This is a genomic window from Ensifer adhaerens (genome assembly GCF_020035535.1).
GTDB lineage: Bacteria > Pseudomonadota > Alphaproteobacteria > Rhizobiales > Rhizobiaceae > Ensifer.
Genome location: NZ_CP083349.1, coordinates 12,255 through 25,939, shown reverse-complemented (window position 1 = coordinate 25,939; position 13,685 = coordinate 12,255). Strand labels below are relative to the sequence as shown.

Sequence of the window (13,685 nt, the reverse complement as noted above, 5' to 3'; positions counted from 1 at the left end):
CAATGGACCGGTAAAATCTTACCGATCTGCCTTTTTCGCGTGCAGCAACTCGTCAAGGATGATCGCGCCGGCGCCGATGGTGATGAAGCTATCGGCCAGATTGAAGACGGCGAAGGACCATGTTTCCGTATAGAAAAGGATGTAGTCGATCACGTAGCCGAAGATCAGCCGGTCGACGAGATTGCCGAGCGCGCCCGCGATGATCAGCGCATAGCCGAGATGGGCGAAGAAGCGGTCCTTAGGCGTGCGCTTCCAGAGCCAGAGAACGAAGGCGACGACGGTGAGCCGCATGCCGACGATGAACCAGCCTTCCATGCCCGACAGCATCGAGAAGGCGACGCCGTAGTTGTAGGTGCGGTAGAGCGCCAGCATCGGCACGACGTGGACCGCCTGATTGAAGGGCAGGTAGAGCTCGACCAGATACTTGATCATCTGGTCGGCGATGAGCGCGAGAAGGATGAAGACCGCGATCGGTAGCGGTCGGGAAAACAGGACCTGTCTCTCGCTCATGCGCGGGCGTCCAGCGTCAGCAGGTGACGGCGTGCCTCGAACAGCATGATGCCGGTGGCGATCGCAAGGTTGAGCGAATCGGCGCGTCCGGCCTGCGGGATGCGCGCGAGCGCGCCTGCCTCACGGGCAAGTTCTTCCGGCAGACCGGCCTGTTCGTTGCCCATCAGGATCACCACCGGCTTCGACTTGTAGTCGACGGTGCGGTAGTCGACGGCACCGGCAAGATGGGTGGCAACCACCTTCACGCCGGCGGATTTCTGCCAGCGGATGAAATCCTCGGCGCTGGCGCGTGCCACCGGCATCGCAAATACCGAGCCCATGGTGGCGCGCACGGTTTCGAGCGAAAACGGATCGGTGGTCTCGCCGACGAGAATGATGCCGGAGGCGCCGGCAGCATCGGCCGTGCGGATGATGGTGCCGAGGTTGCCGGGGTCGCGTACCCGGTCCAACGCCACGTAGGTTTCGCCCAGCTGCGGCTTCAGATCCTTCAGCGCCTGGTAGCGCTGCTCGAAGATGCCGACCACCATCTGCGGATTGTCGCGCCGGGTGATCGTCGACAGCACCTTCTCGCTGACTTCCAGCACCAGACCGCCCTTGGCGAAGGTCTTTGCCGCCACCTGCTCGACATGCGGCTTGCCCTTGGCCGCCTTGGCATAGATCAGCGTCTTGATCTTCCAGCCAAGATCGAGCGCGTCGATCACCAGCTTCAAGCCCTCGGCCATGAAGGAGCGCGTCTCGTCGCGATGCTTCTTCTGTGCCAGCGCGCGGATGTCCTTGATGATCGGGTTGGTGAGGCTCGTGACCTCCTTCACCTGACCGACACGACCGGTGCCGTGCTCGCTTCTGTCGTTCGTCATTGCGGTACCCAGCGGCTGAAGAGTGAGGTCGAAAGCGCCCTGCCCGGCTCCCGGCCGTCAAGCCCGCCCTCGCGGATGATGAGTTCGCCCGACTCCACCCGGCCGCCGCGGCCGCGCATCGTCTCGCGCATTAGTTCATGGATCGAATAGAAGCTCGCCCGGATCGAATAGGCGGTCAGCACCAGGCCGCGCGCCTCCGGCGACAGGATCTCGCGGCAGATGTCGAGCATCGCCGCCAGGTGGTCGAAGAGCTGCCAGACTTCGCCATTCGGCCCACGGCCAAACTTCGGCGGGTCGGTCAGGATGATGTCGTAGCGGCTGCCGCGGCGCTCTTCGCGTTGGATGAACTTCATCGCATCGTCGCAGATCCAACGGATCGGCAGATTTTCGGCGCGCGCCAGCTGCTGGTTCTCCCGCGCCCAGCCAATTGCCTTCTTCGAGGCATCGACATGGGTGACTTCGGCGCCAGCCTTGGCGGCGATCAGCGAGGCGACGCCGGTGTAACCAAAAAGGTTCAGGACCTTGAGCGGGCGCCCTGCTCTTTCCACCTGGTCTTTGACCCAGCTCCAGTGTGCGAGCTGCTCGGGGAAGACGCCGACGTGGCGAAACGAGGTGAAGCGACCGTGGAAATCGGTGCCGAGAAGCTGCATCGGCCAGGTTTCGCCGAGCACGGCGCCGGGAAAGCGCCAGCGGCCCATGCCGTCCTCGTCGGTGTCGCCGGTAAAGATCGCGTCGGCCTTTTCCCAGACGCTGTCGGGCAGGCTGCGCGGCCAGAGCGCCTGCGCCTCGGGTCGCACGATGCGATAGGGGCCATACTGCTCAAGCTTCTCGCCGGCGCCGCTGTCGATGAGATGGTAGCCGGCAGCGTCCGACGTTTCGAGGATGAGCGGTATGCGCTCGGCCGGCTTTTCGCCGGTCCGCCGGGCAATCACCCGCGCCGGCGTTTCCTGGGTCGCGGCCTGCTTGACGGGCCGGTCGCGCGTTTCGGCGACCTGCGCTGCCTGTGGGCGCGCCGGCCGTTCCTTGAAGCCGCCGCCCTTTGGCGCCGCCGGACGCTTCTCTCTGTGGCGACCGCCGCCACGCGCCTCGGCGCCGCGGCCCTTGGCCGTGGTCACGGAGGCATTCTTCGACCGCCGGTCCTTTTCCTTCACGCTGAGATCCCTGGGCTTTGTTAGAGCATGTGCCGCCTGCCCTTCGCACTATCGAGCGCGAGCGGGCGGACGCCATGAGGTTTGTCGCCGCAGCTTCAAGCCGCGGCATCTATTGAAGCTGCAAATAGCATCGCTGATGCTCTTGGCAAAGCCGTTTCCGTTTTGCGAAGATCAGCGAGGGAGAACCCGCCGCAAATTTCACTGGGCCGGAACCGGCTTAGGGACAAAACTCGGCAGCAGGCCTAATGTGTTGCAGTGACCTTTGCGCGCCGATAGCGACGCGCGGCGCTGCACGGGGAGGACAATGCATGGATATGACCGGCGAAGAGCGGATTTCGGCAGGGCGCGACGCGGTGTGGCGCGGCCTCAACGATCCGGAGGTCCTCAAGCGGTGCATCCCGGGCTGCCAGTCGCTGGAAATGACGTCGCCGACCGAGCTTGCGGCGGTGGTGAAGATCAAGATCGGTCCGGTCTCGGCTACCTTCAGCGGCAATGTCGTACTCTCCAACCTCAATCCGCCGGAGGGCTATACGATCTCGGGCGAAGGAAAGGGCGGGATCGCCGGTTTCGCCAAGGGTGGCGCCGACGTCACCTTGATGGAGGATGGGGCGGAAACGGTACTGCGCTACGACGTCAAGGCGGAGATCGGCGGCAAACTCGCCCAGCTCGGTTCGCGCCTCATCGATTCGACCGCGAAGAAGCTGGCGCAACAGTTCTTTGCCGACTTCGGCGCGGCTGTTGGTGGCGAGCAGGCGGAAGCGGCGAGCTGAAGGGCTCGCAGCTCCGCGGCAGCAAACAAGCGGTCAGTTCTGAGGGGCGGCCAACGTCGCCTGGGTGGCAAGCTTTTCAGCTTGGCTACGATGTTTCTCGGCTTCGCGGTGCCATTTCACGGCCTCGTTGGCCTCGGTGCGCGCGCGGCGACGATGCTTTCCCTGACTGAACCAGGTTGCTGCCGCGCCGAGGATCACGCCGACGATGACGGCCAGGAACAGGAAGACGAAGAAGGGCGCGCTGACGGAAAGCACACTGTCTTCCGGACGGAAGGGGTTCAACGCCAGCGTCACGCTCTGGCGGTTGGCGACACTGAGAACGATCAGGATCACGCCAACCGGAATGAGCACAACGATGTTGATCAGTTTCTTGAACATTCAATCGCTCCATCTTGCGGGCGGCCGCATGGTTTCCGGTGGCCACGGGGGACAACGGGCATCGATTGCGCCGGACCGCTGAGACCGAGAAAGATGATCAGTCTTCGTCGTCGCCATTCATGCCGGGATTAAGGCGCTCGCGCAATTCCTTGCCGGTCTTGAAGAACGGTACCCATTTTTCTTCGACGAAAACGGAATCGCCGGTGCGCGGGTTGCGCCCGGAGCGCGACGGCCGATTCTTGACGGAAAAGGCACCGAAGCCGCGCAGTTCGACCCGGTTACCTGCCGCGAGCGCATCTGTGATCTCATCGAGTACCGCATTGACGATGTTTTCGACATCGCGGTGATAGAGATGCGGATTGCGAGCTGCAACAATCTGCACCAGTTCTGACTTGATCACTGTCGCCCCCTCAAATTCTTGTTTGTTTTGCTTTTTCGGTCTGCATTGTGATTGCCGACAGTGTGTCGCCGACGCTTGCAAGAACGCCGGCATCTCCTGGCGGCTCAGGCTGGGTATATGTCGCCTTCCTCATTGGCCATCAACCTGCCAAACCGAAACAAGACCGTCAAGAAACAACTTGTCGCCCGCGATTTTTTCGAGACCGCTCATTGCCGGAAAAGCGTCATATCCCAACATCTTGATCCAGTTGGCGGCGAGCGCGCCGAGGCCAAAAGGCAGGGCCTTTCGCGGCGCTTCCCAGTCGACGATCGGCAGGTCCTTCGATACCTTTTTCTCCGTGAGGAAGGCACGTATTTCGTCTTCGCCGCCGAGCGTGTCTACGAGCTTGGCTTTGAGCGCCTGTCGGCCGGTGAAAATGCGGCCGTCGGCGAGCAGCAGCGCCTCGGGACGCGGCAGCTTACGGCGCTCGGCGACCAGGTCGACAAACCAGGCATAGCTGTCGTCGATCATCGCCTGGATCATCGCCTTCGCCTCGTCGCTTGCCGGATGGAAAGGCGACGGCTCCGCCTTCAGCGGCCGCGACTTGATCGATTCCAGCGACACGCCGAGCTTGTCCATCAGGTCCTTGATCTGCGGGTACTGGAAGATGACGCCGATGGAGCCGGTGATCGAGCTTTCGCCGGCGATGATCGTGTCGCCGGCGAGCGCAATCATGTAGCCCGCCGAAGCGGCGAGCGTGCGCACGTCGGAGACGACGGGCTTCTTGGCGGCAACCTTGCGAATCGCCTTGTAGAGCACTTCGCCGCCATACGTGGTGCCGCCCGGGGAAGAAATGGTCACGACCAGCGCCTTGACGCTGTCGTTATCGGCAATCCTTTGGAGCCGTTCCAGGAGCTCGCGGTCATCCTGGATCAGACCGCTGATGGTGACGCGCGCCACCTGCTGACGGCTGCGACCGACATCGTCTGCAGCGCCCGACCAGGCAAAGATCGCGAACGCTGCAACGAGAAGCAGCCCCGCCACCACCCAGCGCCAGAAGCTCAGTTTCCGGCGAAGGCTGCGGCGGTCGGCGATGGCGAGTTCGTCCATGTGGGTTTCTCCCGAAATGTTGGCGCAGCTTCTGTCAGTTTCCGCGGGAACGTGCTATCTGCGCGCGCAGAGGCATATTCCATAAACGCGCTTGGCCACGGTTGAAAGCCGCGGCTGGCGTTTTCGTGTTTCACCCGAGTTTTTTTTGCAGCAGCATTGTGCAGCAGCAAAAAATATCCATATTTGCGACGACTTACACCAGTGTATGTATATGACCCTTCGACAGGGTCGGCGATAAAAGCAGTAAACCGACAGGCCCTTTCATGTTGAACCACGCGCCAGCCCCGGGCATTTTTGCCGATACGGGTGAGAGCTCCGCCGACGCTTATGCGCTCGCCGCGAGGCATTCCGTGCGCGTCCGGCGGCTGAAAGTCATTCTGCCTGTAGCCGCCGGCATCATTGCCGTGATCTTTGCAGCCGTGTCGTTTGTCAGGGCCTTCATGCCCGTGGACCTGCAACTCGAATCGGCAACGATCGAGGACGGCAAGATCGTCATGCAGAATCCGGCCATCTCCGGCAGAAACAAGCAGGGCATCAGCTACTCCATGAAGGCCCAGCGGGCGCTCCAGGATATCGCCAACCCGGACATCATCACGCTGCAGACGATCCATGCGGAAATGCCGATGAAGGATTCGATGGTCGCAACCGTGGACGCCACCAACGGCATCTACGACCGCGGCGCCAATACGCTCGACATGAACGCCCCGTTCACCATTTCCGTCAATAATGGCCTCAACGCCGACTTCCAGTCGGCCTATCTGGACATCAATGCCGGCGAGATGGAAACGAAGCGACCCGTTGCGATCAGCATGAAGGGCGGTTCGATTATTGCGCAGACGCTGCGAATGACAGATAAGGGACGTATTGTAATATTTGAGGGCATGGTGAGGGTGAACGTCGAGCCCACCGCCATCCGCAAGAACGCGAAATAGGACCCGGTGCACCCCATGTCGGTCACAACCGCCTCTTTATTCAAAATTTCCGCCAGCCTGGCGATTGCTGGCGCCGGCGCTTTGATCATTGCCTCCGGCGCTTTTGCGCAGGCCACATCAAGCAAGATGAAGGGCCTTGAACTCTCCAACGACAAGCCGATCCAGATCGAGAGCGACAAGCTCGAAATCAAGGATCCGGAGAGCAAGGCGATCTTTACCGGCAACGTCAAGGTCGTGCAGGGCACGACGACGCTCCAGGCCGGCAACATGGTGGTCTTCTACAAGTCCGGCGGTGGCTCGGTTTCGAGCGGCGACGCCGACATCGACCGCATCGAGGTCAGCGAGAAGGTTTTCCTGAGCTCGGGCACGCAACAGGCAACGGCGGACACCGGTTCCTTCGACATGACGAAGCAGATCTTCGTGCTGAAGGGCGACAAGGTGGTGCTGTCGGAAGGCAAGAACGTCTTCGTCGGCTGCCAGCTCAATGTCCAGATGGAGACCGGTGAGGCCCAGCTCGAAGCCTGCGGCGGCCGCGTGCAGATCCAGCTCGACCCGAAGTCCCGCAAGCCAAACTGACGTAGACCGCTCGTGCACTTTCCCTTCCTTCACAAGCGCAAACGGGTCCGTAAGCCGTCGGCGACCGTCGCGGCCGTTTCCGGACACGCGGTCGACAAGGCGCGTTACGACGGCACGCTGATCGCGCGTGGCCTGACGAAGGCCTATCGTGAGCGCCGCGTCGTCAACGGCGTTTCACTGGTGGTGCGGCGCGGCGAGGCCGTGGGCCTGCTCGGACCGAACGGCGCCGGCAAGACCACCTGCTTCTACATGATCACCGGCCTTGTGCCGGTCGACGAAGGCTCGATCGAAATCAACGGCAACGACGTCACGACGATGCCGATGTACCGGCGTGCCCGTCTTGGCGTCGGTTACCTGCCGCAGGAAGCGTCGATCTTTCGCGGACTGACGGTCGAGGAAAACATCCGCGCCGTGCTCGAGGTCCACGACAAGAACCTGGAGCGACGCGAGAGCAAGCTCAACGACCTGCTCGGCGAGTTCAACATCACGCATCTGCGCAAGTCGCCGGCGATCGCGCTTTCGGGCGGCGAGCGCCGCCGTCTCGAAATCGCCCGCGCGCTGGCGACCGATCCGACCTTCATGCTGCTCGACGAACCCTTTGCGGGCGTCGATCCCATCTCGGTCGCCGATATCCAGGCGCTTGTCCGCCACCTGACCTCGCGCGGCATCGGTGTTTTGATCACCGACCACAACGTCCGCGAGACGCTCGGCCTCATCGATCGCGCCTACATCATCCATGCCGGTGAAGTGCTGACCCATGGTCGCGCCAACGACATCGTCACCAATCCTGACGTGCGCCGGCTCTATCTCGGCGACAATTTCAGCCTCTGAGGCCGCTTCGCGGGCGATTCCGCCCGCGACCACGCTTGACCAAACCTTCTCGATAAGCAATTTTTGGGCCAATTAATAAGGGCCCGCCCCGGCGAACGGAGACGCACCGCGGCCCAAGAGATTTCTCGGGAGTTTCGCGTCAGCATGGCACTGTCCGCCAGCCTTCATCTGCGCCAGTCCCAGTCCCTGGTGATGACGCCACAGCTCATGCAGTCGATCCAGCTGCTGCAGATGACGCATCTTGAGCTCAACCAGTTCATCGCCCAAGAAGTCGAAAAGAACCCGCTGCTCGAATTTCAGGCGAATGACGATCTGCCAGGCACGCCCGAGCGAAGCGAAGGCACGGCCGGAGACGAGCCTGCCGGTGACGACTTCGTCGCACAGGCCGATCTCTACGACAGCGCGACATCACCGAGCGGCGAGCGGCTCGGAGAACAGCTCGACGCCGATTTCGCCAATGTCTTCCAGGACGACACGGCGCCCCAGCGCGCCGATGCGCCGGAACTGCTCGGCCAGTGGAAGTCGATGCCGGGGGGCGGCGAAGGCGAGGACTACGACCTCGACGACTTCGTTGCCGGCCGCAAGAGCCTGCGCGAGACACTCACGGAGCAATTGCCTTTCGCACTATCCGACCCTTCCGATCGGCTGATCGCGCAGCACCTCATCGATCAGCTCGACGATGCCGGCTATCTCCAGGCCGATCTTGGCGAAGTCGCCGAACGGCTGGGCGCCGACCATGCGGCCGTCGTGCGGGTCCTGCTGACGCTGCAGCAGTTCGATCCGCCCGGCGTGTTTGCACGTTCGCTTGGCGAATGTCTTGCAATCCAGTTGCGTGCCCGAGACCGCCTCGATCCGGCGATGGAGGCCCTGCTTGCCAATCTCGAACTGCTGGCGCGGCGCGATTTCGCGACCCTCAAGAAGATCTGCGGCGTCGACGAGGAAGACCTGATCGACATGCTGGCGGAGATCCGCAAGCTCGATCCGAAGCCCGGCACCAGCTTCGAGACCAGCGTCAGCGAGGCAATCGTGCCCGACATCGTCGTGCGCGCCGCGCCCGACGGCTCATGGATGATCGAGCTCAATCCGGACGCCCTGCCCCGGGTACTGGTCAACCAGGATTATTACGCGACGGTCTCGCGCGGCACGCAGAAAAACAGCGCCGACCAGGCTTTCCTCAACGAGTGCCTGCAGAACGCCAACTGGCTGACGCGCAGCCTCGACCAGCGCGCCCGGACGATCATGAAAGTTGCCACGGAGATCGTTCGCCAGCAGGACGCCTTCCTCGTCAACGGCATCGGCCACCTCAGGCCGCTGAACCTCAAGACCGTTGCCGATGCGATCAAGATGCATGAATCGACCGTCAGCCGCGTCACCTCGAACAAGTACATGCTGACGCCGCGGGGGCTGTTCGAGCTCAAGTATTTCTTCACCGTCTCGATCGGCTCGGCCGAGGGTGGCGACAGCCATTCGGCGGAAGCCGTGCGCCACCGCATCCGCGCGATGATCCAGGAGGAGAGCGCCGAAGCCGTGCTTTCCGACGACGATATCGTCGACAACCTCAAGAAGGCCGGCATCGACATTGCCCGCCGTACCGTGGCCAAGTACCGGGAAGCGATGAACATCCCCTCCTCCGTGCAGCGGCGACGGGAGAAGCGGGCGCTGGCCAAGGCCGCCGGTTTCTGAGCACCGTAAGTTAAGCTGCATTAACTTTTTTGCGACCTCCAATTGACTCTCTCCGACACAGGCGATATGAGCCCGCCGCAATTGCCGGGGAGATGCTCGCCCCGGAAGCGAACCGGTACGACCGGTGGCTGCGACAAGGCGCGCCCGCAAGTCTGAAAGGCTTGGATGACGGGACCGCTTGGAATAGACTGGCTGCGCAAATCACGAACGAGAGAGGAAACTCCATGAGTGTGCGTGTATCCGGTAAACAGATGGAAATCGGCGATTCGTTCCGAGCCCGCATCGGCGAGCAGATCGAGCAGGCCGTAACCAAATATTTCGACGGAGGATATTCAAGCCAGGTCACTGTGGAAAAATCCGGGTCGCGCTTCAGCGCCGACTGCAAGCTTCATCTCGATACGGGCGTGGTTATGCAGGCGAACGGTCAAGCGAACGACCCTCAAGCTGCGTTTGACGCGGCGTCGGATCGCATCGAAAAGCGTCTGCGTCGCTACAAGCGGAAGCTGAAGGATCACCATAACGGCAACGGGCAGAGCGCTGCCGAGGTAGCCTACACAGTGATGGATTCGGTGCCCTTCGAGGACGACGAAGTCCCTGAGGATTATGCACCGACGATCGTCGCCGAAAGCACGAAACAATTGAGGACAATGTCTGTCGCCAGTGCCGTGATGGCACTCGACATGACAGACGAACCTGTCCTGATGTTCCGTAGCCCCGGCAAGGACGATCTGAATATCGTCTACAGACGCAACGATGGAAATATTGGCTGGATCGACGCTGCCAATATCAAAGCATGAGCGGATAGAGGAGCGTTGGCATGCCAGCGCTCCTCTTGCCCATAATCAGCGGGCAGGCCGGAAAAATGTGACTTTTCTGTGCATGGAACCCGCCATGACAAAGATGGTTAGAGCCATTGCGACGCATTTGTGATGATGTTGTCCGGCTCTAACCGGCGAACGAGGACAAAAGAATGGCATTGGCAGGTCTACTGCATCAAAATGCGATCATCCCGGCCATGAGGGCCAACTCGAAAAAGCAGCTCCTTCAGGAATTGGCGGCAAAAGCATCAAAGATCACCGGGCTTCCCGAGCGTGAAATCTTCGACGTGATCCTGCAGCGGGAGCGTCTTGGCTCCACCGGCGTAGGCAATGGCATCGCCATCCCGCACGGCAAGCTCAACAATCTTCCCTCGATCATCGGCATCTTCGCGCGACTGGATACGCCTGTCGATTTCGAAGCGCTCGACGACCAGCCGGTCGATCTCGTCTTCCTGCTGCTCGCCCCGGAGGGTGCCGGCGCCGATCACCTCAAGGCCCTGTCGCGTATCGCCCGCGTGCTTCGCGATCAGGACATGGTCGCCAAGATCCGCTCGAGCGATTCCGCCAGCGCGATCTACACGCTGCTCGACGACGACGCGACCTCGCACGCCGCCTGAAAGTAGCAACGGCGCGCGTCCGCCGGACGCGCCGTGCCTGCGTCAGTAGAGCTGCCGACCGTTCAAATGATCTATGAAAATCCGGAACAGCGCACCCTGGCTTGAAATGCCGAGCCGGCGGTAGATGTTCTTGCGATGGATCCGGACCGTTCCCTCGGCGATGCTCATCACCTTGCCGATCGAAAGGTTGCTGTGTCCCCTGAGGATCAGGCGCACGATGTTGCGCTGCTGCTTGGTCAGCCGGTCCGAACAAAGGCTGTCGAACGCTGCTTCCATGGCATCGTCGCCCTCTTTGGAGGGCGGCGGCGCAAAGCTCTGCCCCTGCTGGCGCCAGTTCGAGCGGACCGCCTCACGCACGATCGGCTCATAGACGCGCAGTCGTTCGAGTTCGGCCGCGCTGAAGGGCTCACCGCCGCGACCGCGCATCAGCGAGTAGGTCGCCTGCAGGCCTCCGTCGAGCGGTATGACGAAGCCGACCTCCTCCACCAGGACGCCCTTTTCCATCGACACGCAGGGATGAACCTCTGCTGACGACGAGAAGTCGGACTGGAAGAACCGGTCCGGTGCCAGCTCACGCATGCGCCAGAGGCCGGCGGGCTGTCCGGCGCAACAGGCGACATAGAAGGGATCGAGCAGATAGGCGCCGCCGAGATAGGCGGAAAGCGCGCTCGCCGATACCTTTGCCGTATAGCCGTCGTGCAGCACGATCGGCCTTGCATCATAGGGATAGGCGAAGGCAACGGAGAGATCGAAGCTGGTGATCGATCGCAGCATCCGGTCGAGCGCCTGGCCGAAATCCTCAGTACCGATCAGACCGATCATCGCCGAGATATCGGCGGATTCCCTTGCCAGCATTCCGGTTTCATCCTCCCGCTCCTCGTATCCCCCATGGGATATCGACAGCCCCTGCTTCGTCAACAATAATTCCCCCGGGGAGAGAGCAACAGGTCGTCGCGAAACGGATCGCCCTGGCGACCGTTGCGACGAACGCCGATGAGGAGGACGCAATGGCAGGCAGGCTTTCAGGCAAGGTGGCACTGATCAGTGGTGGCGCAGGCGGGTGCGGCCTGGCCGCATCAGAACTCTTCGCGCGCGAAGGCGCAAAGGTCGCGATCGTCGACCTGCCGCGCAGCAAGGGTGAAGAGGTCGCGGCATCGATCCGCGCCAATGGCGGAGAGGCGATCTTCGCTCCTGCCGACGTCTCGGTATCCGCAGAGGTGACATCAGCCGTCAAGGCGGTCGAGGCGGCATTCGGCGCCATCACCGTTCTCTTCAACCACGCCGGCATCCTCGCCGTCGGTCCCTTCCTCGAAGTCGAGGAAGACGAATGGGACCGGCTGATGGCGGTGAACGTGCGTAGCATGTTCCTGATGACCAAGGCAGTGCTGCCGGGCATGCTTTCCGCCGGCGGCGGCAGCATCGTCTGCACCTCGTCGATTTCGGCCGTCGCGGCAACGCCGATGGAAGTGCTCTACGACACGACCAAGGGCGCCTGCCACATGTTCGCCCGCGCCATCGCCGTCGAGTTCCGCGATCGTGGCATCCGCTGCAACGCCGTCTGCCCGGGTTTTATCGCCACCGACCACGGCAAGCGCGAGCTTGTCGGCCTTAGCAAATATGGGGTCGACGTTTCGGAGGCGGCCATCGCCGCCCAACAGGGCCGCATGTGCGACCCCAAGGAAGTGGCGAATGCGGCGCTGTTCCTGGCAAGCGACGAGGCGAGCTTCATCAACGGCACGCATCTGTTCGTCGACAATTGCTTCACCGCGGTTTGAGGGAGGGGAAAATGCTTCAGGCAGGTGGACACTGGCGCAACTGGGTCGGAAACCAATCATGTATCGTGCGCCATCGCGGTGCTCCGGAAAATGAGGCGGCGCTGGCCGAAATGGTGCGCGAGGCAACGTCGCAAGGGCTGAACGTGCGCTGCGCCGGCTCCGGCCATTCCTTTACCCCGGTGGCGCTGACCAGCGGGCTCCAGCTGACGCTCTCCAGCATGCAGGGCGTCGTCGGCATCGACTACGCACGCAAGCGCGTCGCGGTGAAGGCGGGCACGACCATCAACCAGCTCGGCAAGGTGCTCAAATCCAACGGCCTGTCGCTGATCAATCAGGGTGATATCGACAGCCAGGCGCTGGCCGGCGCGCTCACCACCGGCACCCACGGGACCGGCGCCAGGCTCGGCAACATGGCCTCGCAGATCGTCGGCATGCGCCTGGTGCAGCCGGATGGCAGCATCCTTGTGGTCGACGAGACGACGCCCGATCTGCTGGAGGCGGCGCGGGTGTCGGTCGGCATGCTCGGCGTGATCTCAGAGATCACGCTGCAGGCGATGGACAGCTACAACCTGCATGAAAAGCTCTGGCGCTGCACCTTCGACGAAATGATCGAGCAGCACGACGAACTGGCCGCCAAGCACCGCCATTTCGGCTTCTTCTGGTGCCCCGTACCGGAAAGCCGGCATTGTTATTGCCTTCCGGACACCGCGTCGGTCTCGACGACTGAAAACACCTCCGACGTCTGCGAGATGAAGGTGATCGACATCACCGAGGAAGCGCCGACCGAGCGCCGTTTCGAGAAGATCGCCTATTCCTCGGAGATCTACCCGATCGAATACGTGCCGAATTTCCACGAACTGGAATATGCGGTGCCCGTCGCCCACGGCAAGGAAGCGGTAAAGGCGGTGCGCAAGCTGATGCTGGAGAAGCACCCGACCTGCATCTACCCGATCGAGTACCGCTTCACCGCCGGCGACACCGGCTGGATCAGCCCCTTCTTCGAGCAGGACTCGATCACGCTCTCGGTCTCGGGCGAGCCGGGAACCGACTACTGGGATTATCTGAAGGACGTCGACACGATCCTCAGGCAGTACGGGTCACGGCCGCACTGGGGCAAGCTGCACTTCCTCGGCGCCGAGGATGTGACCGCGCTCTATCCCCGCGCAGGCGATTTCCGGGCGCTGCGGGCCAAGGTCGATCCGGAAGGCCGTTTCCTTAACGATCACCTGCACCAGCTCTTCGGATAGGGACTGCGCCTGAAGCTGCGCCCATCCTTCTGCCCAAACAAAAACGCCGCG

Annotated in this window: 16 protein-coding genes; 9 read left to right on the top strand and 7 right to left on the bottom strand. The window is 62.2% G+C overall.

Annotated features, from left to right (window positions below):
- Positions 1 to 18: 18 nt before the first annotated feature.
- The 3 genes from lspA to LAC81_RS00140 are packed head-to-tail and all read right to left on the bottom strand — an operon-like array spanning position 19 to position 2,518.
- Entirely contained in the window at positions 19 to 510 is a 492-nt protein-coding gene (gene lspA / locus LAC81_RS00150) for a signal peptidase II (protein ID WP_223726257.1), read from the bottom strand.
- The gene (locus LAC81_RS00145) at positions 507 to 1,367 is read right to left on the bottom strand and encodes a TrmH family RNA methyltransferase (protein WP_223726256.1); all 861 of its coding nucleotides are present in this window, start codon (positions 1,365 to 1,367) and stop codon (positions 507 to 509) included. Before LAC81_RS00145 ends, lspA begins: the two co-directional genes overlap by 4 nt.
- On the bottom strand, positions 1,364 to 2,518 hold the full coding sequence (locus tag LAC81_RS00140; protein ID WP_223726255.1) for a class I SAM-dependent methyltransferase: 1,155 nt from the start codon (positions 2,516 to 2,518) through the stop codon (positions 1,364 to 1,366). Before LAC81_RS00140 ends, LAC81_RS00145 begins: the two co-directional genes overlap by 4 nt.
- 308 nt (positions 2,519 to 2,826) lie before the next feature.
- On the opposite strand from LAC81_RS00140, the gene LAC81_RS00135 reads away from it, so the two are divergent.
- Positions 2,827 to 3,288 carry an SRPBCC family protein gene (locus LAC81_RS00135; RefSeq protein WP_113536634.1) on the top strand — a complete coding sequence of 154 codons (462 nt, stop codon included), beginning with the start codon at positions 2,827 to 2,829 and terminating at the stop codon, positions 3,286 to 3,288.
- 33 nt (positions 3,289 to 3,321) lie between these two features.
- On the opposite strand, the gene LAC81_RS00130 is transcribed toward LAC81_RS00135, so the two are convergent.
- The 3 genes from LAC81_RS00130 to sppA all read right to left on the bottom strand — a co-directional run bounded on the left by LAC81_RS00130 (position 3,322) and on the right by sppA (position 5,155).
- On the bottom strand, positions 3,322 to 3,666 hold the full coding sequence (locus tag LAC81_RS00130; protein WP_113536635.1) for a LapA family protein: 345 nt from the start codon (positions 3,664 to 3,666) through the stop codon (positions 3,322 to 3,324).
- 97 nt (positions 3,667 to 3,763) lie between these two features.
- Positions 3,764 to 4,066 (bottom strand): integration host factor subunit beta, encoded by a 303-nt coding sequence (locus tag LAC81_RS00125; RefSeq protein ID WP_025425688.1) that lies wholly within the window; start codon positions 4,064 to 4,066, stop codon positions 3,764 to 3,766.
- A 129-nt stretch (positions 4,067 to 4,195) separates the two neighbouring features.
- The gene (gene sppA / locus LAC81_RS00120) at positions 4,196 to 5,155 is read right to left on the bottom strand and encodes a signal peptide peptidase SppA (protein ID WP_223726254.1); all 960 of its coding nucleotides are present in this window, start codon (positions 5,153 to 5,155) and stop codon (positions 4,196 to 4,198) included.
- Positions 5,156 to 5,418: 263 nt separating this feature from the next.
- On the opposite strand from sppA, the gene lptC reads away from it, so the two are divergent.
- The 6 genes from lptC to ptsN all read left to right on the top strand — a co-directional run bounded on the left by lptC (position 5,419) and on the right by ptsN (position 10,612).
- The gene (gene lptC / locus LAC81_RS00115) at positions 5,419 to 6,087 is read left to right on the top strand and encodes an LPS export ABC transporter periplasmic protein LptC (protein ID WP_113536637.1); all 669 of its coding nucleotides are present in this window, start codon (positions 5,419 to 5,421) and stop codon (positions 6,085 to 6,087) included.
- 15 nt (positions 6,088 to 6,102) lie between these two features.
- The gene (locus tag LAC81_RS00110; protein WP_113536638.1) at positions 6,103 to 6,663 is read left to right on the top strand and encodes an LptA/OstA family protein; all 561 of its coding nucleotides are present in this window, start codon (positions 6,103 to 6,105) and stop codon (positions 6,661 to 6,663) included.
- A gap of 12 nt (positions 6,664 to 6,675) precedes the next feature.
- Positions 6,676 to 7,494, top strand: coding sequence for an LPS export ABC transporter ATP-binding protein (gene lptB / locus LAC81_RS00105; protein ID WP_113536639.1), 819 nt, complete (start codon positions 6,676 to 6,678; stop codon positions 7,492 to 7,494).
- 144 nt (positions 7,495 to 7,638) lie between these two features.
- Positions 7,639 to 9,177, top strand: a complete 1,539-nt coding sequence (gene rpoN, locus LAC81_RS00100) for an RNA polymerase factor sigma-54 (RefSeq protein WP_223726253.1) — start codon at positions 7,639 to 7,641, stop codon at positions 9,175 to 9,177.
- 224 nt (positions 9,178 to 9,401) lie between these two features.
- Entirely contained in the window at positions 9,402 to 9,974 is a 573-nt protein-coding gene (gene hpf / locus LAC81_RS00095) for a ribosome hibernation-promoting factor, HPF/YfiA family (protein WP_113536641.1), read from the top strand.
- 173 nt (positions 9,975 to 10,147) lie between these two features.
- Positions 10,148 to 10,612: a PTS IIA-like nitrogen regulatory protein PtsN gene (ptsN, locus tag LAC81_RS00090; RefSeq protein ID WP_043615607.1), complete on the top strand. Its 465-nt coding sequence runs from the start codon at positions 10,148 to 10,150 to the stop codon at positions 10,610 to 10,612.
- Positions 10,613 to 10,654: 42 nt separating this feature from the next.
- Here the strand turns inward: ptsN and LAC81_RS00085 are convergent, their stop codons facing one another.
- Entirely contained in the window at positions 10,655 to 11,530 is an 876-nt protein-coding gene (locus LAC81_RS00085; protein WP_223726252.1) for a helix-turn-helix transcriptional regulator, read from the bottom strand.
- Positions 11,531 to 11,619: 89 nt separating this feature from the next.
- Between LAC81_RS00085 and LAC81_RS00080 the strand changes: the two genes are divergently transcribed.
- Together LAC81_RS00080 and LAC81_RS00075 are read left to right on the top strand one after the other, a co-directional pair.
- Positions 11,620 to 12,387: an SDR family NAD(P)-dependent oxidoreductase gene (locus tag LAC81_RS00080; RefSeq protein WP_223726251.1), complete on the top strand. Its 768-nt coding sequence runs from the start codon at positions 11,620 to 11,622 to the stop codon at positions 12,385 to 12,387.
- Between the two features lie 11 nt (positions 12,388 to 12,398).
- Complete coding sequence (locus LAC81_RS00075) at positions 12,399 to 13,634, top strand: D-arabinono-1,4-lactone oxidase (RefSeq protein WP_223726250.1); 1,236 nt, start codon at positions 12,399 to 12,401, stop codon at positions 13,632 to 13,634.
- Positions 13,635 to 13,685: the final 51 nt, after the last annotated feature.

What these genes read in the sequence shown, in the direction of transcription:
- LAC81_RS00110 (WP_113536638.1), top strand. Translation starts at nt 6,103, where the DNA reads ATGTCGGTCACAACCGCCTCTTTATTCAAAATTTCCGCCAGCCTGGCG.
- LAC81_RS00145 (WP_223726256.1), bottom strand. Translation starts at nt 1,367, where the DNA reads ATGACGAACGACAGAAGCGAGCACGGCACCGGTCGTGTCGGTCAGGTG.
- LAC81_RS00130 (WP_113536635.1), bottom strand. Translation starts at nt 3,666, where the DNA reads ATGTTCAAGAAACTGATCAACATCGTTGTGCTCATTCCGGTTGGCGTG.
- lspA (WP_223726257.1), bottom strand. Translation starts at nt 510, where the DNA reads ATGAGCGAGAGACAGGTCCTGTTTTCCCGACCGCTACCGATCGCGGTC.
- hpf (WP_113536641.1), top strand. Translation starts at nt 9,402, where the DNA reads ATGAGTGTGCGTGTATCCGGTAAACAGATGGAAATCGGCGATTCGTTC.
- lptC (WP_113536637.1), top strand. Translation starts at nt 5,419, where the DNA reads ATGTTGAACCACGCGCCAGCCCCGGGCATTTTTGCCGATACGGGTGAG.
- LAC81_RS00080 (WP_223726251.1), top strand. Translation starts at nt 11,620, where the DNA reads ATGGCAGGCAGGCTTTCAGGCAAGGTGGCACTGATCAGTGGTGGCGCA.
- LAC81_RS00135 (WP_113536634.1), top strand. Translation starts at nt 2,827, where the DNA reads ATGGATATGACCGGCGAAGAGCGGATTTCGGCAGGGCGCGACGCGGTG.
- LAC81_RS00075 (WP_223726250.1), top strand. Translation starts at nt 12,399, where the DNA reads ATGCTTCAGGCAGGTGGACACTGGCGCAACTGGGTCGGAAACCAATCA.
- ptsN (WP_043615607.1), top strand. Translation starts at nt 10,148, where the DNA reads ATGGCATTGGCAGGTCTACTGCATCAAAATGCGATCATCCCGGCCATG.
- rpoN (WP_223726253.1), top strand. Translation starts at nt 7,639, where the DNA reads ATGGCACTGTCCGCCAGCCTTCATCTGCGCCAGTCCCAGTCCCTGGTG.
- sppA (WP_223726254.1), bottom strand. Translation starts at nt 5,155, where the DNA reads ATGGACGAACTCGCCATCGCCGACCGCCGCAGCCTTCGCCGGAAACTG.